This is a genomic window from Streptomyces sp. NPDC029169, from assembly GCF_055563935.1.
This window is the reverse complement of the sequence record NZ_JBVHXA010000006.1, coordinates 112612-137318: the sequence shown is the minus strand read 5'-3', so window position 1 is coordinate 137318 and position 24707 is coordinate 112612. Positions and strand designations below refer to the sequence as shown.

Annotated in this window: 18 protein-coding genes and 1 pseudogene; 7 read left to right on the top strand and 12 right to left on the bottom strand. The window is 71.3% G+C overall.

From position 1 onward, the window contains the following. Window positions 1-62: 62 nt before the first annotated feature. Both ACZ4VI_RS13865 and ACZ4VI_RS13860 read right to left on the bottom strand, forming a co-directional pair. Window positions 63-2501: an endo-beta-N-acetylglucosaminidase gene (locus ACZ4VI_RS13865; RefSeq protein ID WP_467999419.1), complete on the bottom strand. Its 2439-nt coding sequence runs from the start codon at window positions 2499-2501 to the stop codon at window positions 63-65. 208 nt (window positions 2502-2709) lie between these two features. Then, window positions 2710-3741: a LacI family DNA-binding transcriptional regulator gene (locus ACZ4VI_RS13860; protein ID WP_467999418.1), complete on the bottom strand. Its 1032-nt coding sequence runs from the start codon at window positions 3739-3741 to the stop codon at window positions 2710-2712. A gap of 140 nt (window positions 3742-3881) precedes the next feature. Between ACZ4VI_RS13860 and ACZ4VI_RS13855 the strand changes: the two genes are divergently transcribed. From ACZ4VI_RS13855 to ACZ4VI_RS13835, 5 genes are all read left to right on the top strand, one after another. Beyond that, window positions 3882-5168 (top strand): ABC transporter substrate-binding protein, encoded by a 1287-nt coding sequence (locus ACZ4VI_RS13855; protein WP_467999417.1) that lies wholly within the window; start codon window positions 3882-3884, stop codon window positions 5166-5168. Between the two features lie 61 nt (window positions 5169-5229). Beyond that, window positions 5230-6102 carry a carbohydrate ABC transporter permease gene (locus ACZ4VI_RS13850; RefSeq protein ID WP_467999416.1) on the top strand — a complete coding sequence of 291 codons (873 nt, stop codon included), beginning with the start codon at window positions 5230-5232 and terminating at the stop codon, window positions 6100-6102. 2 nt (window positions 6103-6104) lie between these two features. Continuing rightward, complete coding sequence (locus ACZ4VI_RS13845; RefSeq protein WP_467999415.1) at window positions 6105-6950, top strand: carbohydrate ABC transporter permease; 846 nt, start codon at window positions 6105-6107, stop codon at window positions 6948-6950. A 9-nt stretch (window positions 6951-6959) separates the two neighbouring features. Beyond that, a complete protein-coding gene (locus ACZ4VI_RS13840; protein ID WP_467999414.1) occupies window positions 6960-8249 on the top strand; it encodes a glycoside hydrolase 5 family protein in 1290 nt (429 codons plus the stop codon). Between the two features lie 32 nt (window positions 8250-8281). After that, window positions 8282-11335 carry an alpha-mannosidase gene (locus ACZ4VI_RS13835; protein ID WP_467999413.1) on the top strand — a complete coding sequence of 1018 codons (3054 nt, stop codon included), beginning with the start codon at window positions 8282-8284 and terminating at the stop codon, window positions 11333-11335. A gap of 92 nt (window positions 11336-11427) precedes the next feature. Here ACZ4VI_RS13835 and ACZ4VI_RS13830 read toward each other — a convergent pair. The 3 genes and pseudogenes from ACZ4VI_RS13830 to ACZ4VI_RS13820 form a co-directional block, all read right to left on the bottom strand. Further along, window positions 11428-12645, bottom strand: a pseudogene (locus ACZ4VI_RS13830) (MFS transporter); the annotation flags it as partial. Window positions 12646-12731: 86 nt separating this feature from the next. After that, window positions 12732-13091, bottom strand: a complete 360-nt coding sequence (locus ACZ4VI_RS13825; RefSeq protein WP_467999412.1) for an ArsR/SmtB family transcription factor — start codon at window positions 13089-13091, stop codon at window positions 12732-12734. Window positions 13092-13173: 82 nt separating this feature from the next. Then, the gene (locus ACZ4VI_RS13820; RefSeq protein WP_467999411.1) at window positions 13174-13395 is read right to left on the bottom strand and encodes a hypothetical protein; all 222 of its coding nucleotides are present in this window, start codon (window positions 13393-13395) and stop codon (window positions 13174-13176) included. A gap of 172 nt (window positions 13396-13567) precedes the next feature. Here ACZ4VI_RS13820 and ACZ4VI_RS13815 point away from each other — a divergent pair, with 172 nt between their 5' ends. Together ACZ4VI_RS13815 and ACZ4VI_RS13810 are read left to right on the top strand one after the other, a co-directional pair. Further along, window positions 13568-14206, top strand: coding sequence for a DUF7019 family protein (locus ACZ4VI_RS13815; RefSeq protein WP_467999410.1), 639 nt, complete (start codon window positions 13568-13570; stop codon window positions 14204-14206). Window positions 14207-14233: 27 nt separating this feature from the next. Then, the gene (locus ACZ4VI_RS13810; protein ID WP_467999409.1) at window positions 14234-14959 is read left to right on the top strand and encodes a hypothetical protein; all 726 of its coding nucleotides are present in this window, start codon (window positions 14234-14236) and stop codon (window positions 14957-14959) included. Between the two features lie 40 nt (window positions 14960-14999). Here the strand turns inward: ACZ4VI_RS13810 and ACZ4VI_RS13805 are convergent, their stop codons facing one another. Genes ACZ4VI_RS13805 through ACZ4VI_RS13775 form a run of 7 tightly spaced genes read right to left on the bottom strand, consistent with a single transcriptional unit; the run spans window position 15000 to window position 24631 of the window. Further along, window positions 15000-16229, bottom strand: a complete 1230-nt coding sequence (locus ACZ4VI_RS13805) for a protein kinase domain-containing protein (protein WP_467999408.1) — start codon at window positions 16227-16229, stop codon at window positions 15000-15002. Between the two features lie 8 nt (window positions 16230-16237). Next, the gene (locus tag ACZ4VI_RS13800; protein WP_467999407.1) at window positions 16238-19861 is read right to left on the bottom strand and encodes a protein kinase domain-containing protein; all 3624 of its coding nucleotides are present in this window, start codon (window positions 19859-19861) and stop codon (window positions 16238-16240) included. Window positions 19862-19876: 15 nt separating this feature from the next. Then, window positions 19877-20542, bottom strand: a complete 666-nt coding sequence (locus ACZ4VI_RS13795; protein ID WP_467999641.1) for a potassium-transporting ATPase subunit C — start codon at window positions 20540-20542, stop codon at window positions 19877-19879. Between the two features lie 21 nt (window positions 20543-20563). Beyond that, window positions 20564-22732: a potassium-transporting ATPase subunit KdpB gene (gene kdpB / locus ACZ4VI_RS13790; protein WP_467999406.1), complete on the bottom strand. Its 2169-nt coding sequence runs from the start codon at window positions 22730-22732 to the stop codon at window positions 20564-20566. Further along, window positions 22729-24408, bottom strand: coding sequence for a potassium-transporting ATPase subunit KdpA (gene kdpA, locus ACZ4VI_RS13785; protein ID WP_467999405.1), 1680 nt, complete (start codon window positions 24406-24408; stop codon window positions 22729-22731). Before kdpA ends, kdpB begins: the two co-directional genes overlap by 4 nt. Before the next feature lie 8 nt (window positions 24409-24416). Further along, a complete protein-coding gene (gene kdpF / locus ACZ4VI_RS13780; RefSeq protein WP_467999404.1) occupies window positions 24417-24506 on the bottom strand; it encodes a K(+)-transporting ATPase subunit F in 90 nt (29 codons plus the stop codon). After that, a complete protein-coding gene (locus ACZ4VI_RS13775; protein ID WP_467999403.1) occupies window positions 24503-24631 on the bottom strand; it encodes a hypothetical protein in 129 nt (42 codons plus the stop codon). The genes kdpF and ACZ4VI_RS13775 overlap by 4 nt, the downstream gene beginning before the upstream one ends. Window positions 24632-24707 lie beyond the last annotated feature (76 nt).

Here is a 24707-nt window from a genome sequence, read left to right as displayed (position 1 = left end):
GCGTGTGCGGCTCGCTCCGGTTTTCTGGTGTATTAGGGATTTTCCTCCTTATTTCGCCCGCGTCAAGACCCCCAGGCCTCGAACTCGTAGATCCTTGCCGCGGGGTCGGTGGTCTGGGTGGGCCGGGTGATCTCCAGGCGGACGTAGCGGGCCGTGGTGCTCACCGGATGCGTGGTGGTGGCCGCCGTATTGCCGGTGACGGTGGCGACGGTCGTCCAAGGGTCGGCGGTGGATCCCCTGACCTTGAGGGTGAAGTCCCGGGTGTTCCAGGACGCGCTCTCCCCGCCCGCCGCCGCGTGCTTCACCGTGAACCGGGCGAGCGCGCGGGCCGAGCCGAGATCCACCTCCAGCCATTTCGCGGAGGTCGTGGTGCACCACTTGTCGGCGTTGCCGCCGGTGACCGAGCCGTTGACCGCCTTCGCCGGGGTCTCGCTGCTGTTGCACTGGCCGGAGGCGGTCGCCGGGCGGCCGAGGGCGAGGTTGGACTCGGTGCCGCCCGGGGCCCAGCCGACGGTGGCGGTGGCGGCCGGCGAACGGCCGTACTCGGTGGAGACGGCCTCGACGTCGAGCGTCGTCGACGTCTCCGTACCGACGCGGTCGAGCTGGGGGACGAAGAGGGCGTCGTTGGGGGTGGCGCCGAGGAAGGTACGGGAGCCGTCGGCGCCCCGCCGGTACACCTCGTAGTGGTGGACGGAGCCGGAGGCCGAGGGCGTCCACGACAGGCGCAGCGACTTGCGCGTGGCGCTCACATCGGTGGCGCCGAGGACGGTGACGCCGGTCGGGGCGGCGGCGGTGTCCACCGCGCCGTCCTGGACCGCGATCTGGCCGACCCTGATGTCGTACGAGGGGACGGAGCCGGCGGCCTCCAGGCCGATCTGGGCGATGGTCCGGCCCGCGAAGGCGGACAGATCGAGGGTCCTGCGCTCCCAGCCGGTGGTGGTGGTCGAGCCGAGGTCGAGGGTGGTGAAGCTGGTCGGGGCGTCGGTGAAGGAGACGGCGGCCTTGAGGCGGGTCGGGCCGGCGGCCGGGGTCTTGAGGACCACGGACAGCTTGGTGTCGGCGGCGACCGGAAGCTTCGTCTGGTAGAGCCGGACGGTGTTCACGACGTCGAGGGTGCCGGTCAGGCGCAGGGAGGAGCCGCCCTCGTACGCGTCGGTGAAGTCGATGGACGGGGTGAGCCTGGAGCCGCTGGAGGTGACCCGCCAGCGGTAGGTGGGCGGCACGTCCTGGAGGGAGAGGTTGTTCCAGCCGGTGGACGAGACCCGCACACCGCCGGAGTGGTAGAAGTCGCCCTGGCCGGCGCCGAACGAGGTGACGAAGGGTTTGGCCGTCACGGCGGAGGACTCGGGGACGTAGTGGGCGAGGCCCTTCCAGGACGAGGTCGTCGTGGTGTTCGACGGGTCGCCGTTGGCGCCGACCCAGTAACGGGACTCACGGGCATGGGAGTCGGCCCGGCCGGTGGACGAGGTGAAGGTCCACTCCGGCCGGTAGATGCCGAGCGAGGTGACGTGCGACTGTCCGTCCGGGAAGACCGCGGACCAGGGGACGGAGGTGTTGAAGCCGTTCGCCTCGGTGTCGATGCCGGAGTACAGCTCGTACTCGCTCCGGCCCAGGCTCCGGGCGAGCGTACGGGAGGAGCTCAGTCCGGAGGCGCTCCAGCCGAAGTCCAGGAACATCGAGTCCGAGGTCCGCAGCGAACCCTCCTGGAGGAACGAGTCGTTGGCGGAGGTCAGGGCGTCCTGCCAGCTCACCGCGCCGGACTCGGTCATCGCGTCGTACCACATGAACTCGACCGGTCCGAGGGAGCGTGCGTAGCGCATCTCGTTGCGCAGCTCCGTAGCGAGCGCCGCGTCGCCGCCCGCGGTCTCCTGGTTGATGAACCAGCCGTCGAAGCCGTAGTACTGGGCGACTTGGGCGAGCTTGTCGGCGACCGGGTAGGTGGAGCCGGACTTCTGGGCGAAGTCGCGCACCCACTGGATCTGGCCGCCGTAGGCGGTCGGCGGGAAGAAGACGCTGCCGTAGACCTTGACGCCGTTGCGGTGGGCGGCGTCGATGACGGTCGCGTTCGGGGCGAGGATCAGGCCCTCGCTCGCCGAGCCGCCCCAGAAGACCAGCTTGTCGATGTACTGCCAGTGGCCGAAGGCGTAGTAGTGCGGGTTCGTGGAGCCCTGCGAGGGGTTGTTCGAGGTGGGGCCGAAGGAGACGAGGGCGGCGATCTTCCCTTCGCCCGCGCGGGCGTTGGCGTTGGCCTTCAGCGCGGGGTCGGAGATGCGGGGCCGCAGCGGGACGCGGGAGCGGTTGAACCGCGCGTCGGGGTCGGTGGCCGGGTCCCAGTTCAGGAGGGTGTTGGGGTGCCAGTACGAGGCGTAGGGCTGATCGCCGGCGGCCGACGGGGCCTGGGTGGCGGCGTGCGCCTGGGGGGTGAGCGGGGTGAGCGGGGCGAGGCCGAGCAGGGCGGCGATGAGCGCCGCGACGATCAGCAGGGGGAGGTGTCGTCTCATCCGATACTCCGGTCCAGCGGGAGGGTGGGGTGCTGGGACGTACGGGAGGTGCGGCGGTACGGAGACAGTGCGGCGCTTCGGCGAGCGTGCCGTGGCACGAGGGCGCAGTGGTACGGAGTGGGCGCGGCGCGCGAGGAGCGGCGGGCCCGCCCGGGCCACGGACCGGGCGGGCGTCGGCGCCCGTCTCGCCTCGGGAGGCTAAACCCCTTTAGTCGGCCGGGTCAAGGGCGGGTGGCGCGGTGGACTCGCGGACTGTGAGGCGCGGTGTCGGGTTCTTGATGTCCCGTGCCGCGGCCGGGTCGTCGACGACGGCGAGGAGCGCGTGCGCGACCTGCTCGCCGAGGGCGAAGGTGTCTCGGGAGAGCGCCGTGAGCGAGGGGTGGACGATGCGGGCGAGGGCGGAGTCGTCGAAGGAGACGATCGACAGTTCGCCGGGGACGGCCACGCCCATCTCGTTGGCCACACCGAGCCCGGCCACGGCCATCACGTCACTGTCGTAGATGATCGCCGTCGGCCGCTGCGGCCGGGCGAGGAGCGCGCGGGTGGCGGCGGCGCCCTCGGCGTCGCTGAAGTCGGTCGGCAGCGACACCGCCTCGGTGAGCCCGAGGCGCCGGGCGCTGTCCCGTACGGCGCGGATACGGCGCTGGGTGTGCTGGAAGGCCGGAAGTCCGGCCAGGTGCGCGATGCGGCGGTGGCCGAGGGCGGCCAGGTAGTCGACGATCGACACCATCGCCTCGCGGTCGTCGGCCCAGACGCTCGGCAGGCTGCCGTGCCGCCCGGGTCCGCCGAGCACGGTCGTGGGCACGCCAAGCTCTTCGAGGACGGGGATCCGCGGGTCGCGGACCTGGAGGTCGACCAGGACGAAGCCGTCCACGCGGTGCTCGGAGGTCCAGCGCCGGTAGACCTCGATCTCGGCGGCCGTGTCCTCGACGACCAGCAGGTTCAGGGCCGTGCCGCGCACGGAGAGCCCGGCCTGGAGTCCGCTGAGCAGATGACCGAAGAAGGGTTCGAGCCCGATGGTCCGCGCGGGGCGGGCGAGGACGAGGCCGACGGCGCCGGCCCGGGCTCCGCCGAGGGCGCGCGCGGCGCTGTGCGGGCGCCAGTTCATCTCCTCCGCCACCCGCAGGATGCGTGCGCGGGTGGCGTCGCTCACCCCGGGGCGGCCGTTGAGCGCGAAGGACACGGCGCCCTTGGACACCCCGGCCCTGCGGGCGATGTCGGCGATCGTCGGTCTGGCCACGCGGCGGCCCCTTCGGTCTCGCGCAGTGCCGTCTCGCGCACTGTCTTGACAGCGGAGTGTAGCGGGAGCATAGTCCCCCATCGCTAGACCGGTTTAGTAGCTCTGCCTCGTCCGCCAGAACAGACCGGGAGACCTCTCATATGCGAACAAGCAGCCACTGGATACGGCTGGCCGTGGCCGCGGTCGCCGCGGTGACCCTCGCCGGCTGCGGCCTCGGCGACCCGAACGCCTCCGACGACGCGGGGGCGGGCGGCGGCGGCGAGGTCAAGGGCAGGGTCTCGCTCCAGACCTGGGCCCTGAAGCCGAAGTTCACCGCGTACATGGAGGGCGTGATCGACGCCTTCGAGAAGGAGCACCCGGGCGTCGAGGTGGAGTGGCTCGACCAGCCGGGCGACGGCTACTCCGAGAAGGTGCTCAGCCAGGCGGCCGGCGGCTCCCTGCCCGACGTCGTCAACCTGCCACCGGACTTCGCGCTGCCGCTGGTGAAGCAGAACATGCTGCTCGACGTGGCGGGCGCCGACCCGAAGCTGGAAGCCGACTACGTCGAAGGCGGCACCGCCGCCTATCGCTTCGCCGGCCACGAGGGTACGTACGGCTACCCCTGGTACCTCAACACCGACGTCAACTACTGGAACTCCGCGCTGCTGACCCAGTACGGCCTGGACCCGAAGAACCCGCCGGCCACCCTGGACGAGCTGATCACGGCGGCCAGGACCGTCAAGGAGAAGTCCAAGGGCTCGGTCTATCTGATGAGCCGCAAGCCGGGGCTGATGGACTTCGCCAACGCCGGCGTGAAGCTCATGTCCGAGGACGGCAAGAGCTTCACCTTCAACACCCCCGAGGCCGCCGCCCTCCTGGACACCTATCGCGGCGCGTTCAAGGAGGGGCTGCTACCCAAGGACGTGCTGACGGAGACGTACGCGGGCAACACCAAGCTGTTCTCCTCCGGCACGGCCGCCTGGACGACGGCGGGCGGCAACTACATCACCACGCTGGCCGTCGACAACCCGAGCCTCGCGCCCAAGGTGGTCTCCTCCCCCGCGATGGGCACCCCGCCGCTGTACGTCCAGGGCCTGTCCGTCTCCAAGGCCACCAAGAACCGGGCCACGGCGCTCGCGCTCGCCCGCTGGGTCACCAACGCCGAGAACCAGGCCGCCTTCGCCCACCTCACGAGCATCTTCCCCTCCACCAGGGCCTCGGCCTCGGACGCCTACTTCAGCAAGAGCGACGGGACGAACGCCGCGGACGCCAAGGTCACGGCGTTCGCCTCGCTCGCGAAGGCCCGGATGCTGGAGCCCGTCCAGGCCAACGACGCGATCAAGACGGTGATCAACCAGCAGATCGCCCTCGCCCTGAACGGCCAGGCCGGTTCCCAGGAGGCGCTGGACACCGCGGTCGACCGCGCCAATCAGATGCTGAAGGACTGAGCGGCGGCCGGGAGCGGCGCCGACTTCCCCCGGCGCCGCTCCCCTTCCCGGAAGGCACCCAATGACACACCGGCGCTGGTTCACCCCGTGGCTGCTCGCCGGGCCGGCCGTCGTCTGGCTCGTCGTCTTCAACCTGTGGCCCGCCGTGAACACGGTGATCCTGTCGTTCACCAACGCCAAGCCGCTGGGCGGCGGCCGGTTCACCGGCCTCGCCAACTACGAACGCGCCCTGAACGACGACCAGTTGACCGACGTGCTGATCAACAGCATCGTCTACCTGCTCATCTGTCTGCCACTGCTGACCCTGCTGCCGCTGCTGCTCGCGCTGCTCGTGGAGAAGAAGCTGCCGGGCATCACCTTCTTCCGTACCGCCTTCTACACCCCGGTGGTCGCCTCCGCCGTCGTGGTCGCCCTGATCTGGGGCTGGGTCCTGGACGACCGCGGCCTCCTCAACGGTCTGCTCGGCCAACTCGGCCTGACGGAGCGGCCGGTGGACTTCCTCACCGACCGCTGGCTGCTGCTCTTCAGCGCCATCGCCCTGACCGTGTGGAAGGGCCTCGGGTACTACATGGTCATCTGCCTCTCCGCGCTGGGGAACGTGGGCCGGGAGCTGCACGAGGCCGCCGCCGTCGACGGGGCGTCCGCCGTGCGCCGCTTCTGGCACGTCACGCTGCCCGGCGTACGAACCACGATGATGCTGGTCTCCGTCCTGATCTCGGTCTCCGCGCTGCGGGTCTTCTCCGAGCTGTATGTCCTGTCCCACGGCACCGGCGGGCCGGGCGGCCGGGACATGTCGGTGGTCATGCTCATCCAGATGTACAGCCGCGGTTTCACCGGGCACATCGGCTACGCCTCCGCCCTGAGCCTGCTGCTCTTCGTGATCACCGTCGGCCCGATGCTGTTCCTCGCCCGGCTGAACAGGAAGGCGTCCTGACCATGCCCGTACGAGGATTCGGTACGGCCACCCCGGCCGCGAAGGCGGCACGCTATCTGCTCCTCGCCCTGGTCCTGCTGCTCACGATCGGGCCGTTCCTGTGGCAGCTGTCGACGTCGCTGAAGGGCCCCGGCGAGGACGTCTACTCCCGTACGCCTGACTTTCTGCCTCGGGATTGGACGTTCTCCAACTACACCCAGGTCGCCGACGCCATCCCGGTGTGGACGTACGCCCTCAACTCGCTGACGGTGGCAGCGATCGCGGTCGCCGGGAACGTCGTCGGGGCCACGCTCGCCGGCTTCGCGCTCTCCCGGCTGCGGTTCCGCGGCGCGCGCCTCGCGCTCGGTCTGTTCCTGGCCACGCTGGTGCTGCCCGGGGAGGTCACGATCGTCTCCCAGTACGTGACCGTGCGGAGCATGGGCCTGACGGACACCCTGCTCGGGGTGGCGCTGCCCGGGGCCATCGCCATGCTGAACGTCCTGCTGATGTACACGGCGTTCCAGGCCGTCCCGCCCGAGCTCGACGCCGCCGCGCTCGTCGACGGCGCGAACGTGTGGCAGCGCCTGGTCCATGTGGGGCTGCCGAACGTCCGGGGCATGCTCAGCGTCGTGGTGATCTTCACCTTCATCGGCGCGTGGGACGACTTCCTGTGGCCGCTGATCGTGCTCAACGACCCTGAGCGGTACACCCTCACCGTGGGGCTGCAGTACCTCGACGGAACGTTCACCGCCAATCCGCGCCTGATCGCGGCCGGGACCATGATCGCCTTCCTGCCGGTCGTGGCCGTGTTCGCCGCGCTCCAGCGGTTCTTCTTCAAAGGCGTCGAGGAAGGCGCCATCAAGGGGTGACCTCCGCAGATGACCTACGTAAAGGACTCGATGCCGAGCATGACCTCCCCGCTCGACGCCCCTCGCTTCGGCGTCAACTACACCCCGAGCCAGGGGTGGTTCCACCACTGGCTGGACTTCGATCTCGACGCCGTCCGCGCCGACCTGGACTCGATCGCCGCGCTCGGCCTTGACCACGTCCGGGTCTTCCCGCTCTGGCCCGTCTTCCAGCCGAACCGCACCCTGATCCGCCCGCGCGCGGTCGAGCAGCTCGTCCGGATCGTCGACGCGGCGGCCGAGCGGGGTCTGGACGTGGCCGTCGACGGGCTCCAGGGCCATCTGTCCAGTTTCGACTTCCGGCCCTCGTGGACGCTCACCTGGCACCGGCGCAACCTCTTCACCGACCCCGAGGTGCTCGACGGCCAGGCGACCTACCTGCGCACCCTCGCCTCGGCCCTCGCGGACCGCCCGAACTTCCTGGGGATGACGCTCGGCAACGAGATCAACCAGTTCTCCGGCGACCCGCATCCCGATCCGGACCGGATCACCCCGGACGAGGCCGAGAGCTGGCTGCGGCGCATGCTGGAGGCGTGCGAGCGGGGCGCACCCGGACGACTCCATCTGCACGCCGAGTACGACGCCGCCTGGTACCTGGACGACCATCCCTTCACCCCGGCGCAGGCGGCCCGGCTCGGCGCGGTGACGGCCGTCCACTCCTGGGTCTTCAACGGCACCGCCCAGCGCTACGGCGCCGACTCCGTCGCGACCGGGCAGCACGCCGCCTATCTGGTCGAGCTGTCCAAGGCCTGGGCCGAGGACGCGGCGCGCCCGGTGTGGCTCCAGGAGGTGGGCGCGCCCGCCCCGCACATCGCGCCCGACCGGGCCGCCGCCTTCACCCGTACGACGGTGGCGGCGGCGCTCGACTGTCCGGACCTCTGGGGCATCACCTGGTGGTGCTCGCACGACGTCGACCGCTCGCTCGCCGACTTCCCCGAACTGGAGTACAGCCTCGGTCTGTTGACCACCGACCGTGAGGTGAAACCGGCCGGGCGGGCGCTCGCGGACGCCGTGGCGGAGGCCCGGGAGAGCGCCCACCGCCCGCGCCCCCGGACCACGGCGCTCGTCCTCGATCTGCCGGACGAGGCGCCGAAGCGCTCGACCTGCGCGCCGGGCGGGGCGTTCTTCGAGGCCTTCATGCGGCTCGCGGCGGACGGCGCGCGGCCGACGGCCGTACTGGCGTCACGGGCGTCGGACCGCGATCATCTCAGCGCACGCGGGATCACCGAGACGGTCACCGTCGACGACGTCGGCCGGGCCTGACCGCCTACCTCTTACGTGATGGAGCGACTGCCATGCATGACGACCGCACCCTGATCGAGTCCCGTCTCAAGCGCGTCCTCGAGGAGCGCGTCCGCCCGGCGATCCATCCCGAGTCGGTGCCTCTGGAGGTGGGGATCTGGACCGCGCCCGACGAACCGGTGCCGGTGGCCGAGGGGATCGCCGCGCCGCGCAGCCCGATCGCCGTCGGCGACGCCTGGGGAGCGCCCTGGGGTACGAGCTGGCTCACCGTCTCCGGAGTGGTGCCGGAGGCCTGGGCGGGGCGGACGGTGGAGGCCCTGATCGACCTCGGTTTCGACGCGAACATGCCCGGCTTCCAGTGCGAGGGGCTGGTCTACCGGCCGGACGGCTCGCCGGTGAAGGGCCTCAACCCGCGCAACCAGTGGGTGCGGATCGCCGCTCCGGCGGCCGGCGGCGAGGAGGTGCTGCTACATGTGGAGGCCGCGTCCAACCCGGTGATCCTGGACTACCACCCCTTCCTGCCGACCGAGCTCGGCGAGAAGGAGACCGCGGGCGACACCCCGCAGTACCGGCTCGCGCGGATGGACCTGGCGGTCTTCGACGAGACCGTGTGGCAGCTGGTGATCGACCTGGAGGTGCTCGGCGAGCTGATGGCGGAGCTCCCGGTGGAGGGCGCCCGCCGCTGGGAGATCCTGCGGGCCGTGGAGAGCGCCCTGGACGCGATCGACCTCCAGGACGTCAACGGTTCGGCCGCGGCGGCCCGTTCACGTCTTGCCGGGGTGCTGGCCTCGCCGGCCGAGCCGTCGGCGCACCGGATCAGCGCGGTGGGTCATGCCCATATCGACTCGGCGTGGCTGTGGCCGCTGCGCGAGACGGTCCGCAAGGTGGCGCGGACGACGGCCAACATGACCGCGCTCCTGGAGGACGAGCCGGAGTTCGTCTTCACGATGTCGCAGGCGCAGCAGTACGCGTGGATCAAGGAGCACCGTCCCGAGGTGTACGCGCGGGTCAAGAAGGCGGTCTCGGAGGGCCGGTTCGTGCCGGCCGGTGGCATGTGGGTGGAGTCGGACACGAACATGCCGTCTTCGGAGGCGATGGCCCGTCAGTTCGTGCACGGCAAGCGGTTCTTCCTGGAGGAGTTCGGCGTCGAGAACGAGGAGGCGTGGCTGCCGGACACGTTCGGGTTCGCGGGCGGCCTCCCCCAGATCATCAAGGCGGCTGGCTCGAAGTGGCTGCTGACGCAGAAGATCTCGTGGAGCCAGGTCAACTCGTTCCCGCACCACACGTTCTGGTGGGAGGGCATCGACGGGACGCGGATCTTCACGCACTTCCCACCCATCGACACGTACAACTGCTCGATGAGCGGCAAGGAGATCGCGCACGCCGTCCGCAACTTCAAGGACAAAGGCCGGGCGCGGCACTCGATCGCGCCGACCGGCTGGGGCGACGGGGGTGGTGGCACCACGCGCGAGATGGTCGCGAAGGCGGCCCGGCTGCGGGATCTGGAGGGCTCGGCGCGGGTGCGCTGGGAGCGGCCGGCGGAGTTCTTCGCGAAGGCGGAGGCCGAGTACCCGCACGCGCCGGTCTGGGTGGGCGAGTTGTATCTGGAGCTGCACCGGGCGACGCTGACGAGTCAGGCGCGGACCAAGCAGGGCAACCGGGCGAGCGAGAACCTGCTGCGCGAGGCGGAGCTGTGGGCGGCCACGGCGTCCGTGCGGTCCGGAGTGCCGTATCCGTACGAGGAGTTGGACCGGATCTGGAAGACGGTGCTGTTGCACCAGTTCCACGACATCCTGCCGGGCTCCTCGATCGCGTGGGTGCACCGTGAGGCGGAGCGGACGTACGCGGCGGTCGCCGAGGAGCTGACCGGCATCATCGGCCGGGCGCAGCGGGTGCTCGCCGGCGACCCGGTGGCGGGCGGCGAACTGGTCTTCAACGCGGCCCCGCACGAGCGCTCAGGGGTTCCGGCGGGCGGGGCGAGGGTCGTCGCCGAGGCCTCGGGCGGCTGCGTGGCGGAGGCGCGGCCCGGCGGCGGGTTCGTCCTCGACAACGGGCTGCTGCGGGTGACGGTGGACGGGCGCGGTCTGGTGGTGTCGGTCCTCGACCTGGCGGCGGGCCGGGAGACGCTCGCTCCGGGGGCGGCGGCCAATCTGCTCCAGATCCACCCCGACTTCCCGAACATGTGGGACGCCTGGGACGTCGACCAGTTCTACCGCAACACCGTCACGGACCTGACCGAGGCGGACGAGGTGACGCTCGCCGCCGACAGCGCGCGGGCGGTGTCGGTGCGCGTGACGCGCACGTTCGGCGCCTCGCGCGCGGTGCAGACGCTGACACTCGCGGCGGGGGCGAAGCGGCTCGACCTGGACACGGAGGTCGACTGGCACGAGACGGAGAAGTTCCTCAAGGCCGCCTTCCCGCTCGACCTCCACACCGACCGGTACGCCGCGGAGACCCAGTTCGGCCATCTGTACCGGCCGACGCACACCAACACCAGCTGGGAGGCGGCGAAGTTCGAGGCGTGCAACCACCGCTTCGTCCACTTCGAGGAGCCCGGCTGGGGCGTCGCCGTCGTCACGGCGTCGACGTACGGGCACGACGTGACCCGTACGGTACGGCCCGAGGACGGCGGCACGACGACGACCGTACGGATGTCCCTGCTGCGCGCCCCCAGGTTCCCGGATCCGCACACGGACCAGGGGACGCACCGGTTCCGGCACGCGCTGGTACCGGGTGCCTCGGTCGGGGACGCCGTGCGCGAGGGCTACCGGATCAATCTTCCGGAGCGCGTGGTTCCCGGGGACGCGGAGGTCGTCCCACTGGTCGTCGTGGACGACGACACCGTCGTGGTCAGCGCGGTGAAGCTGGCGGACGACCGGAGCGGCGACGTGGTGGTGCGGCTCTACGAGTCCCGGGGCGGGCGGGCGCGGGCCCGTCTCACCACCGGCTTCGGCTGGGACGGGGTGACGGCGTGCGATCTCCTGGAGCGCCGGATCGGCGACGCCCCGCCCGGGGCGGTGCGCGGCGAGGACGGGGGTGTGGAGCTGTCCCTGCGCCCGTTCGAGCTGGTGACGCTGCGCTTCGCGGGGGTCGGCCAGCGCGGGTGAAGGGCGTCGATGCGGAAGTCGTGGACATGGCGGTGCCCCTGCCCCGCGCCGGCCAGGTGCGGGTGGTCGGTGGCCAGCTCGGGGTGGCGGTGTTCCAGCTCGTCCGGGTCCGCGCGCGGCCAGAGCCGTAGGGCGGCGACGGCCGCGAGGAGCGCGAGGAGGGCCAGCGCGACGGCGGCGGCCGAAAGGCCGGCGCGCGCGGCCGTCCACCCCGCGAGGGGGTAGGTGAGCAGCCAGCAGCCGTGGGCGAGGGAGAACCGGGCGGCGAAGACGGCGGGCAGGTCCGCGCTGCGCGCCGAGCGCCGCAGCAGCCGCCCGCCGGGAGTGAGGACGGCGGAGCCGGCGGCCCCGAGCAACAGCCAGGCGGCGAGCAGCGCGGGCCAGGCCCAGGGGCCGGGGCCCGCCGCCAGGCCGGCCGGGAGGAGGGCCAGGACCGCGGCCGTCACGAAGGCGGCGGGGAGCATCAGAGCGCGGTCGCCGGCCCGGTCCAGGATCCGTGGCAGCAGCAGCGCCGCGGCCATGGACCCCGCTCCGTACGCCCCGAGCGCGAGCGTCACGTCGCCGACCGGGCGGCCGAGGACCTCGCGGACCAGGACGACGGTGTTGACGAGGACCATCGCGCCGCCCGCGGCGACGACCAGATCGAGCGCGAGGAGGGCGCGCAGGCGCGGGGTGGCGAGGACGAGCCGGATCCCGAAGGCGGCCTTGGCGTACACGCCGCCGGTCCGCTCCGCCGGTGCGGGCGTGGGCAGCAGGACGGAGGCGACCAGGGCGGCGGAGGCCAGGAAGCCGGCGGTGGTGCCCGTGAACAGCAGGCCGGGCGGCACGACGAGGAGCAGGGCGGCGGCCAGCGCCGGGCTGAACAGGTTCTCCAGGTCGTAGGCGAGTCGGGAGAGCGAGAGGGCGCGGGTGTAGTCGCGCTCGTCGGGCAGGATGTCGGGGACGGTCGCTTGGAAGGTCGGGGTGAAGGCGGCGGAGGCGGCCTGGAGCAGCAGGATGAGGACGTAGACCTGCCAGACCTCGGTGACGAAGGGCAGGGCGAGGGCGGCCGTCGCGCGGCAGAGGTCCATGGCGACGAGGAGCGCCCGCCGGGGTATTCGGTCGGCGAAGGCGCTGATCAGCGGCGCGATGCCGACGTAGGCGACCATCTTGATCGCGAGCGCGGTGCCGAGGACGGCGGAGGCGTCGGCGCCCGCGATCTCGTACGCGAGGAGGCTCAGCGCGACCGTCGCGAGCCCGGTGCCCGCCAGGGCGACGACCTGCGCGGCGAAGAGCCGACGGTAGGTACGGTGACGCAGTACGGACAGCATGGGGCCCGCCCTCGTTCGGCTCCGGGGGTCGTGACCACCGTAGCGGACATGTGCATGGTTGCGCACATGTCATGCGAGCGAGGGGTTCAGTCGTGCCAGGGCTCTCCCGTCACCTGGTGGTCGGCGTGGCTGATCGCCTCGACCACGAGGCGCCGCATATGGCCGTCCGGAAGCGTGTACACGACCCGCCGGCCGTCCTTCCGGTACTGGACGAGCCCGCTGAGCCGCAGCTTGGCCAGGTGCTGGCTCACGGCCGGACGGGCCGCGCCGCAGGCCTCCGCGAGGGCGGTGACGTCCGACTCCCCGCGCGACAGCAGCCAGACCAGATGCAGCCTGGTCGGGTCCGCGAGGAGCGCGAACACACCCGCGGCGGCGGCCAGCTCACGGGCGCCGGGAGTGCGCTGGTGCACGATGCTCGCAGGTGGGGATCCCTCGCGTTCTGCCATGGGGCCATCGTAGGCACGGGTACGGAAACCGCCCCGGCGCGTGATGCGCCGGGGCGGTCTCCGTGAGGCTGTCGGAGCTCTGTCAGAGCTTGTGCATGCCTTTGAAGGGGCTGAGGACTCGGACCTGGGTGGCTCCGAAGTCGACGAGCAGCGCACCCGTCGGCTCCTGGCCGATGATCTTCCCGAGGCCGTGACGATCGTGGGAGACGCGGTCACCGACGGCGAACTCCTTGATCACGGGATCGGCGGGAGCCGCGAAGGGGCTGGTGGACAGGTGGCGCCGGGGCGCGGATCGGTTCGTCATCGTCCTGCCAGTATGCCCCGAGGGAGGGCGGGGGCACAGACACGAACGCCCCCGGGATGCCCGGCCGCCCCGGGCCGGAATCCGCCACTCCCGGCACGTCCGGCCCAACTCCCCCGGTTCACCGGCGGTTTCGGCGGGTAGCATCCGCCGTACGGCGAGAGAGGGAACGGGTGTGTCCGTCCGTTATTACCTGTACATCAGCGATGCCAAGGTCGACATGCTGCTCTCGCAGATCGACGCCTCATGGGCGCGCAAGCGCGTCACGGAGTTCGGCGTGGACCTGAAGGTGGCCAGCGCCAAGCGGAGCGTCGAGGCGGCCGGCACGGACCGGGTCGCGCGCCTGGAGCGCGTGGTGCGGCATCTGGAGGACCACGGCGATCTGGGAGACGTGGACGAGCCGGGGCAGTACGTGCACGGGGTGCTGCCGATGCAGTGGGGCACGCTCAGCAACGCGGACGGGGTCTACTTCGGCGGTAGCAGCGAGCGGACGATCGTCGGACTCGGCGGGTCGACGGCCCACCTGTTGGGCGCCGTCGCAGGTGAGCCCCCGGCGCGCACCGCGATCACCTCCTCGCTGCTGCCCGTGCTCATCGACCAGCTCACCACCCTCACCGATGGGGAGGGGACCGCCTCACACGACCACCTGGCGACGGTCGTGCGGGCCCACGCCAGGCTCCGGGGTCCCGCGCAGACCGTCGAGTTCGTGGCCAAACGCCTGCTGCACGGACCGCACCCGTACCCGGAACTGGCCCCTCGGAACGACATGACGGTGCTGCTCGCCAGCCCCCTCTATGTCGCACTCGTCGACTGAGCGGGCGGGGCGGGAGGAGAGGCGGGAATGACGGGCGTCGGCGGGGGTGTGTCCGCACGGATCGAGTCGGCCTGCCGGGTCATGACGCAGCTCGCCATCGACCCCCTGGTCCTGGAGATCGGCCCGGACGGGGCCCTGATCGTCGCGGTGATGCAGGACCACGCCCTCAGGACGCGCAGCCGCGGCCCGTACAGCCCGGACAATCTTCCGCCCGAGGCGATGCGCATGATCGAGTGGCTCAGCCTGCGCTGGTCGCTGGAGCCCGAGCCCCCGGGCTTCACGATCGCGGGCGGTGGCCCCTGGCCGGGCCTTGTGATGGTCCTCCCGGACCGCCGGGTGCGGGTCCACTACCTCGTACCGGAGGAGGCGCCCTGGCCCTACCCGCCGGATCCGGGCAACCGGGACCTGGGCACGCACATCCGCATCGCCCTGCAGTTTCTGGCCCGATCGCTGGCGGAGGCCGCCGGCGACACGCGTGAGGGGGAGCCTCCCGTCACGCTGTCGCTCGCCTTTCCGGCGGATCCGGCGTACGAGGAGGTGCTCGCCTCCACCGACGAGCGGTTCCGCGACGTGGTGCCGTCGGTCGTGCCCACCGTCGAGGTGGACCGGAGCCGGTGTTCCCGGCGGCAGCGCGCCGCACACGACAAGGCCCTGTGGGCGGGGGCGTACACCGATCAGAGCGTGGGGCGGCTGGGACGTACGGGCTTCACGACGCGGATCGGCCAGGCCCGCGTCCAGGACTCCGGCGGCTGAGCGGCACCCGGCGCCGCCAGGCCCCGGCGCCTGGTGCCGCCTACGCGCACTCCTCCAGCGCCCGCGCAAGTTCGGCCGCGGTCCTGACCTCGATGCGCGGGGTGTCCACGAGGGCCGCGTCGACGACCTCGGCGAGCCGGGCCGGAACCGACGGGTCGCGGTCCCCGATCCGTACGACCGGCTCGCGCAGCGCGACCGCCACCGGGTCCTTGTGCGGCGGAAAGTCGCGCGGGGTGGCGCCGGTGAGCATCCAGTACAGGCAGGCGGCCGCGGCCCATACGTCGACCTCCGGCCCGGCGTACTTGTAGCCGAGGAGCTGGGCGCGGGGGGTGAACGGGATCGTGCCGCCCAGGGCGCCCGTCTTCGTGTGCCCGGAGAGGCCCGCGTGCTCGAACGCCTTGGCCAGACCGAAGTCCGCCAGCTTCACCGCCGGGCCGCCCATGGGCGAATCGCCGCCTGTCAGCAGGATGTTGGCGGGCTTCACATCACGGTGCACCAGTCCACGCGCCGTGGCCGCGGTGCCGTCCGCGAGGCGGGCCGCGGGCAGCTCCGCGCGGTGCGCGTGGTCGAGCGCGGCGAGCACCTGCCGTACGACGGACAGTGCGGCGGTCACCGGAAGACGGCCGCCCTCGGCCCTGGCGGCCGACCGCTCCAGGCTGCCGCCGGGGCAGTACTCGCAGGCGAACCAGAACTCCTGGGCGCGGTCTCCGCTGTCGCGGAAGGCGACGATGTTCGGGTGGTGCAGGGCACGGATGCCCGCGAACTCGCGGCGGAAGGCGAAGCGTGTCTGCTCGTCCACGGGTCCCTCGGCCGACACCCGTTTGAGCGCGACGAGTTCTCCCGAGCCCCGGTGGCGGGCCAGGTGGACGACGCCCTGGGAGCCACGTCCGAGCTCGCGGAGGACGTCGTAGCCGGGGACGGCGAACGGGGGCCGCGTGGCCGGGTCCTCCTCCGGGGGCTTGTCGATGCTCTCCAGGACGGCGATCCGCAGCCGGACGTCGCCGATCGCGATCTCGTCGCCGTGCGCCAGCGGGTGTTCGGTGAGGCGGCCGAGCCGCGCCCCGTTGACGTATGTTCCGTAGCTGCTGCCGAGGTCGCGGACCAGCACGCCGGGCGGGTCGATGGTGAGCCGGCAGTGGCGGCGGGAGACGCTGCGGTACCGGTCGGGGATCCGCAGGGCGCACGCGGCCGAGCGGCCCACCTCGCGGTCGGCCGGGGTGTCGTAGACGTACTCCTGGACCGTGTCCGGGGTGTGGACGGTGACCGTCACCCGTGCCGTCACCGGGCGTCGGGCCCGGTGGTGACCTCGTAGTCCCAGTCCAGCTCCCACAGCCGCAGCGCGGGGCGGAAGTCGGCCGAGACCACGTTGCGGCCGTCGGCGGTGAAGACGACCCCCGACAGGCTCTGCGGATGGCCCTCGAGGCGGTGGACACACGCTCCGGTGCGGACGTCCCAGATCCGCAGGACCCGGTCGCGCCCGGCGGTCACCACGTACCGCCCGTCCGGGCTCACGTCGTACCACTCGGTGAACTCGGGCAGTTCGCACAGGACGCGGCCTCTCCCCGTCTCCCACACCCGGACCGTGCCGACGCCGGAGGACGCGGCAACGCGGCCGTCGGCGCTCATCGCGAGGGTCCGGTGGTAGGCGGCCTCCTGGGTGTGGATCTCCCGCCCGGTGCGTACGTCCCGGACGGTGACCTGCCGGGCATCGTTGACGTACAGCCGCCGGCCGTCCGGGGAGAACCTGAGGGTGATGTCCCCGATGCCGACGGGGAAGGTGAGCAGCGGGCGGCCCGTGGCCGTCTGCCAGAGCCTGCCAGTGCGGTCGTCGTGCCCCGCCGACGCGGCGTACGCGGCGTCGGGGCTCAGCCGCACCGCGCCCACCCTCCCCTCGTGTCCGACCATCGTGCGGATCCGCGAGCCCAGACGCAGATCCCACAGGCACAGCGCGCCCTCGCTGTCGCCGACCAGCGCGGTCGTGCCCGCCGGGTCCATCGCGATGCGGGTGACCTGGCCGTGGTCGCCGTACAACTGGCGGCGCCTGATGCCGCTTTCCAGGTCCCACTGGTGTGCCGTGCCGCCCCGGTCGGCGGTCAGGGCCACCGAGCGGTCGTCGGCGAGGAGGACGGTGTGGGTGTCGCCCACCCGCTCGGGGAACCGGTGCAGGCACTGGGCGGTCTGGAGCTCCCAGACGCGGATCCAGCCGTCGGTTCCCCCGGTGACGAGCAGTTCGGCGTCGCGGCTCAGCGCGAAGGTCGGCGTCTGCGTGAGGATCCAGGTGGCGTGGAGGTCGTACCGCATCCAGAGGCCCAGCAGTTCGGTGCTCCGGCCGGCGACGCGGCCCACGTCGTTCCAGAGGGCCCGTAGCTCGGGATGGCGCTCGAAGCCGGGGATGGCGCGGGCGGCCCGTAGCTCGGCGGCGGCCGCCGCGTACGAGCCCCGCCCGGCCAGCTCCCGGGCCCGATCGAGCGCCTGCCGGGCCCGGGTCTCGCCGTCCTCGAGGGCGAGCGCCGTGCGCGGGCGGGCGTAGCTCCAGCCGGCGCGGAAGCCGGGCGGCGGCAGGTGGTGGACCTGGATGCCGCCGTAGGTGTCGCCCACGACGACGACCCGGCCGTGGCTACTGATAGCCACGCACGTGGGCCGCAGGAAGTCTTCGCCCTCGACCTCGGTGGAGATCGTCCGCAGGCAGCGTCCGGTCCGCGTCTCCCAGATCCGTAACGGCGGAGCGCTGCCGCCCCCGACGCCGACGGAGGCGGCGATGGTCCCGTCGCCGTCGAGCGCGAAGACGTCGCGATGGTTGAACCGGTTCGTCGCGGTGTGGCGGATCCGGTCCGTCCTGGTCTCCCAGACGCGGAACAGACCGGACGGGGGACCTGCCAGCAGCGCGTACGTGCCGTGCGGGCTGAGCACCACCTCGTCGATGCCGGTGGTGTGGAGGTCGGCGGACGTGACCAGTTGGTGCAGCGGGCGGGCGGTGGCGACGTCCCAGACCACGACGCTGCCGTCCCAGGGCGCGGCGGAGACGACGGCGGCGCCGTCCGCGCTCAGCCCGAGGACGGTGGCCGTGGACGGCTTGTAGAGGGTCTCCGGGTGGGGCCGAAGGGTCTTCGGGTCCATCTTCCGGTACGGCGCGGGCGGGTGGACGAACTCCCGCATGAGCCGGCCCGCCAGGTCCCAGACCTGGACCGGCCCGCCGTCGTACGCCACGGCGGCGGCGCCTGCGCCGTTCAGCGCGACGGCGGTGACGCGGGCGGCGCGGCCGGGGAGGGTGCGGAGCAGGGTCCCGTCGGCAAGGTCCCAGACCTCCAGAGCGCCTTCGCCGCGCGCGGAGAGACCGGTCCGGCCGTCGGGGGTGACGGCGACGGCGGTGACGGGCGTGTCGTCGTCCACCGGTGCGGCCATCGGTGTGCGCGGAAGCTCGTACCGGCAGCGGCGTTCCGTCGTGGACCAGACCCGGACCCGGCCGTCCTTGCCCCCGGTGAGCACGGTCTGGCCCGTGGCGTCCACGGCGAGCACCGTCACCGCTCCCTCATGGCCGGTCAGCCGGATCCGTTCCGGGGTTCGGCCCCGGCGCGCCAACTCGGCCCGTCCCGACTCGACTTCGGGAATGTCGGGCGCGCTCGTCAGCGGTGCGCGGGCGGCTTCGTCGTCGCCTCGTTCGAGGTGGACGAGGCCGAGCAGATGGTCCCCGCTCCATCGCGCGCCCTCGATGGTGCGCGCCGTCCTCAGCTCCGAGACGATCTGCTCGTCGGTGAGCTTGCCCTGCCGCCACCGGTACAGCGCCCAGTTGTAGACGGTGGACGGGTGGTGCGGATCGATGTCCGTGGCGGCGCGCCAGAGTTGCTCGGCCTCGTCGGGGCGGCCGAGGTCGAGGAGCGAGAGGGCCTGGTTGGAGAGGCCGTCGGCAAGCAGGTTGGCGGCCTGTGGCGCGGGGCGGGGGAAGGGGGCGCCGACGACGTCGGCGTAGATCTCCGTGACGGCCGTGGCGAGTTCGGCCATGTCGCGGGGGCGCGCGTCCGGGTCGATCGTGAAGCAGGCGTGGAGCAGGTCGACGAGTGCCGGGGGCATGGCGGGTGTTCCTGGCCCGGCCCGGCCGCCGTACTCCAGGTACGCGGCGAACACCTCGGGCGCCGACTGCCCGAACAGCCAGGGCCGTTCGCCCATGAACATCTCGAGTACGCACAGGGCCCAGGACCAGACGTCCGTGGCGCGGGTCAGCGTGACGGGTACGCCGGCGGCCGCGGCGGCCTGCTCGGGTGAGCAGTACGCGGGGGTACGCCCGCCGTAACTGGCCGCGAGGCTCGCTCCGGGCGGCGGGGTCGTGTTCTCTCCCGCGGCCGCGCGGGCGCCCGCGATGCCGAAGTCGGTGACCTTCGCGGTCCAGTCGGCGTCGACGTCGACCATGATGTTGGCGGGCTTCACGTCCTGGTGGATCACGCCCTGGCGGTGCGCGTGGTCGATGCCCCAGGCGATCTGCGCGGCGAGGTCGAGGGCGCGGGCGGGTGACGGCCCGGAGCGCGCCGGCTCGGCCTCGTACAGCTGCCCGGAGCGCGCCGGCTCGTCCTCGTACAGCCTGCCGTTCCGTACGAGCTCGGCGAGCGAGCCGCCGCCCACCCACTCGGCGAACACACACGGGATGTCGTCGACCCTGCGGACGTACACGCAGGGGACGACGTGGGGGTGCAGCCCCAGATCGACCCAGGTGCCCGCCTCGGACTCGAAGCCGGTGCGTCCGGCGGCGGTGGCCACGAGCTCGGGGCGCGGCACCTTGACGGCGAGGTCGGTGTTCCACGCCCGGTGGCGGACGCGGTGGACCAGTCCCATCCCGCCGCTTTCGAGCACGTCAAGTACGTCGTACAGACCGAGGACGACGTCCCCGCGCCGCCAACTCCCCACCGTCATACGGTCATTCTGCCATCAGCCCTTCGTCAGTTCCCTGAGCGCGATGTTGAGCTGGAGGACGTTGACGCGGGGCTCACCGATGAAGCCGAGGATCCGGCCGTCGGTGTGGTCGGCGACGAGCTTCTCGACCCGCGTGACGTCGAGGCCGTTCTTCTCCGCCACGCGGTGGACCTGAAGCTTCGCGTACTCCGGGGAGATGTGCGGGTCCAGGCCGGAGCCGGAGGAGGTGACGGCGTCGGCCGGGACGTCCTCCGGCTCGACCGTGCGGCCGGGGACGGAGTTGTCCTTGACGACGGCCGCCTTGGCGTCCTTCACCCACTGGATCAGGTCCGCGTTGTCGCCGGACCGGTTGGTCGCGCCGGAGAGGATCAACTGGTACTGCGTGTTGACGCTGTTGGTGCCCAGGCCGTTGGAGGGGCGGGGCTGGAACCACTTCAGGTCCGGGGCCGCCGTCTCCTCCCCGTCCTTGAGCGGCAGGTTGTAGGTCTGGCCGATGAGTTCGGAGCCGACGACCTTCCCCTCGCTCCTGACCTCGGAGCCGTTGGCCTTGTCGTGGAACGCCACCTGGGCGAGGCCCGTGACGGCCAGCGGGTAGAGCACGCCCGTCACCACGGTCAGGACGAGCAGGGCGCGCAGTGCCGCCCAGAGCAGCCGTCCCGCGTTTGCTACGGAGTTGTTCATCGTGGTCAGCACGCTTTCTGATTAACGCAGCCCGGGGATGAGGGAGATGAGCATGTCGATGATCTTGATGCCGATGAAGGGCGCGATCAGGCCGCCGAGACCGTAGATCCCGAGGTTGCGGCGGAGCATCCTGTCCGCGCTGGTCGGCCGGTACCGCACGCCCTTCAGAGCGAGCGGGACGAGCGCGATGATGATCAGCGCGTTGAAGACGACCGCGGAGAGGATCGCGGACTCCGGCGAGGCCAGGTCCATGATGTTGAGCCTGTCCAGTGACGGGTAGGCCACGGCGAACATCGCGGGAATGATCGCGAAGTACTTGGCCACGTCGTTGGCGATCGAGAACGTCGTCAACGCGCCTCGTGTGATGAGGAGTTGCTTGCCGATCTCGACGACCTCGATGAGCTTGGTCGGGTTGGAGTCCAGGTCCACCATGTTCCCGGCCTCCTTGGCGGCCGAGGTACCGGTGTTCATGGCCACGCCGACGTCGGCCTGGGCAAGGGCCGGGGCGTCGTTCGTGCCGTCGCCGGTCATCGCGACGAGCTTGCCGCCGGCCTGCTCGCGCTTGATCAGCGCCATCTTGTCCTCGGGGGTGGCCTCGGCGAGGAAGTCGTCGACGCCCGCCTCCTCGGCGATGGCCTTGGCGGTCAGCGGGTTGTCACCCGTGATCATGACGGTCTTGATGCCCATGCGGCGCAGCTCGTCGAACCGCTCCCGCATGCCCTCCTTGACCACGTCCTTCAGGTGGATGACACCCAGGACCCGGGCGCCCTTGTCGTCCTCCACGGCCACGAGCAGCGGGGTGCCGCCGGCCTGGGAGATGGTGTCGTTGAGGGTCTGGGCGTCGTCGGAGACGTCGCCGCCCCGCTCCTTCACCCAGGCGAGGACCGAACCGGTGGCGCCCTTGCGGACCTTGTGGCCGTCGACGTCCACACCCGACATACGGGTCTGGGCAGTGAAGGCGATCCACTCGGCGTGGGCCACTTCGCCCTGGTGGCGCTCGCGGAGGCCGTACTTCTCCTTGGCCAGGACCACGATCGAGCGGCCCTCGGGGGTCTCGTCGGCGAGCGAGGAGAGCTGGGCGGCGTCGGCCAGTTCGGCCTCCGTCGTCCCGCGCACCGGGACGAACTCGGCGGCCTGGCGGTTGCCCAGGGTGATGGTGCCGGTCTTGTCCAGGAGCAGCGTGGAGACGTCACCGGCGGCCTCGACGGCGCGACCGGACATCGCCAGGACGTTGCGCTGCACCAGCCGGTCCATGCCGGCGATGCCGATCGCCGAGAGGAGCGCGCCGATCGTCGTCGGGATGAGGCAGACGAGGAGCGCGGTCAGGACGATCATCGAGGTCTGCTTGTCGGCGCCCGCGTAGATCGCGAACGGCTTCAGCGTGACGACGGCCAGCAGGAAGACGATCGTGAGCGACGCCAGCAGGATGTTGAGGGCGATCTCGTTCGGGGTCTTCTGCCGGGCCGCGCCCTCGACCAGGTTGATCATCCGGTCGATGAAGGTCTCACCGGGCTTCGTCGTGATCTTGATGACGATCCGGTCGGACAGCACCTTCGTACCGCCGGTGACGGCCGAGCGGTCGCCGCCCGACTCGCGGATGACCGGGGCCGACTCGCCGGTGATGGCGGACTCGTCGACGCTCGCGACACCTTCGACGACGTCACCGTCGCCGGGGATGATGTCGCCGGCCTCGCAGACCACGAGGTCACCGATCTTCAGCTCGGTGCCGGGGATGTTCTCTTCGCCCGTCTTGGTGAGGCGGCGGGCGACGGTGTCGGTCTTGGCCTTGCGGAGCGTGTCGGCCTGCGCCTTGCCGCGGCCCTCGGCCACGGCCTCCGCCAGGTTGGCGAAGATCGTGGTGAGCCACAGCCAGGCGGTGATCGCCCAGCCGAACCAGTCGCCCGGGTTCTTGACCGCCAGGACGGTGGTGACCACCGAGCCGATCAGGACCACGAACATGACGGGTGACTTGACCATCACGCGCGGGTCGAGCTTCCTGATCGCGTCCGGGAAGGACGTGAGCAGCTGCTTGGGGTCGAAGAGACCCCCGCCGACGCGTCCGGCCGGCTTGTGCCCGGCGGACTGGTCGCCGTGCGGCGCCTTCGTCGGAGCGGCGGAGTCGGCGGCGGAGTCGGTGGCGGTAGACGTCTGCGTCACAGCGTCCTCGTGCTTCTTTACGTCGATGGTCATGCCGCGAGCCCTTCGGCGAGCGGGCCAAGGGCGAGGGCCGGGAAGTAGGTCAGACCGGTGATGATCATGATCGTGCCGACCAGAAGGCCGGTGAACAGCGGCTTCTCGGTCCGCAGCGTGCCCGCGGTCTCGGGGACGGGCTTCTGCTCGGCGAGCGAACCCGCCAGGGCCAGGACGAACACCATGGGCAGGAACCGGCCGAGCAGCATCGCGATGCCGATCGTCGAGTTGAACCACTGCGTGTCGGCGTTCAGACCCGCGAAGGCGGAGCCGTTGTTGTTGGCGCCGGAGGTGTACGCGTAGAGGATCTCGGAGAACCCGTGCGCGCCGCTGTTCGTCATCGAGTGGGCCGGGGTGTCCAGGGCCATCGCCGCGGCGGTGAAGCCGAGCACGAGCGCCGGGGTGACGAGGATGTAGCAGGCCGCGAACGTGATCTCGCGGGTGCCGATCTTCTTGCCGAGGTACTCGGGCGTACGGCCGACCATCAGACCGGCGATGAACACAGCGATGACCGCCATGATCAGCATGCCGTAGAGGCCGGAGCCGACACCGCCGGGGGCGATCTCGCCGAGCTGCATGCCGAGCATCGCGATCCCGCCGCCGAAGCCGGTGAAGGAGGAGTGGAAGGAGTTGACCGCACCCGTGGAGGTGAGGGTCGTCGCCACGGCGAAGATCGACGAGCCGCCGACCCCGAACCGGGTCTCCTTGCCCTCCATCGCGCCGCCGGCCAGATCGAAGGCCGGACCGCCGTGGTGGAACTCGGTCCACATCATCAGCCCTGTGAAGACGAGCCAGATGGTGACCATCGTCGCCAGGATCGCGTAGCCCTGCTTGAGCGAGCCGACCATGCGGCCGAAGGTGCGGGTGAGCGCGAAGGGGATGACGAGGATCAGGAAGATCTCGAAGAGGTTCGACAGCCCGTTGGGGTTCTCGAAGGGATGGGCGGAGTTGGCGTTGAAGTAGCCGCCGCCGTTGGTGCCCAGCTCCTTGATGACCTCCTGGGAGGCGACCGCGCCGCCGTTCCACTGCTGCGAGCCGCCGATGCTGTGCCCATTCAAGAATTGGCCGACCTCGTGGATGCCGGAGAAGTTCTGGATGGCGCCGCAGGCGACGAGGATCAGGGCGCCCACGACGGAGATCGGGAGCAGGATGCGGACGACACCGCGGACGAGGTCGGCCCAGAAGTTGCCCAGCTCACCGGTACGTGACCGGGCGAAGCCGCGCACGAGAGCGACGGCGACCGCGATGCCCACGGCGGCCGAGACGAAGTTCTGCACCGCGAGGCCGCCGGTCTGGACGACGTGGCCCATGGCCTGCTCGCCGTAGTACGACTGCCAGTTGGTGTTGGCGACGAACGACGCGGCGGTGTTGAACGCCTGGTCCGGGTCGATCGAGGCGAAGCCGAGCGAGCCGGGGAGCGATCCCTGCACCCGCTGGAGCAGGTAGAGGAAGAGGACGCTCACCGTGGAGAAGGCGAGGACGCCGCGCAGGTAGGCGGGCCAGCGCATCTCCGTGTTCGGGTTGGCACCGATGGCCTTGTAGATCCACTTCTCGACGCGCAGGTGCTTGTCGGAGGAGTAGACGCGAGCCATGTGGTCACCGAGCGGCCGGTGGGCGAGGCCGAGAGCGACGATCAGCGCGAGGAGCTGGAGGACACCAGCAAGGACGGGGCTCATATTCGTACTCAGAACCTCTCGGGCTTGACGAGGGCGAGGACGAGATAGGCCAGCAGGGCGACGGCCACGATCAGACCGACGATGTTCTCGGCAGTCACAGCTTGGCCACCCCCTTGGCGATGAGGGCCACCAGCGCGAAGACCGCGATCGTGGTGACGACGAAGGCCAGGTCGGCCATCGTGAGCTCCTGAGTGAAGAACGGATTCTCGGACGAGATGAGCAAAACGCCTTTTGTCCAGGTCACGGCCTTCGTTAACGCGTCCCTGACGACCCGCGGCGCGCTCTTGACGCATCCCCTA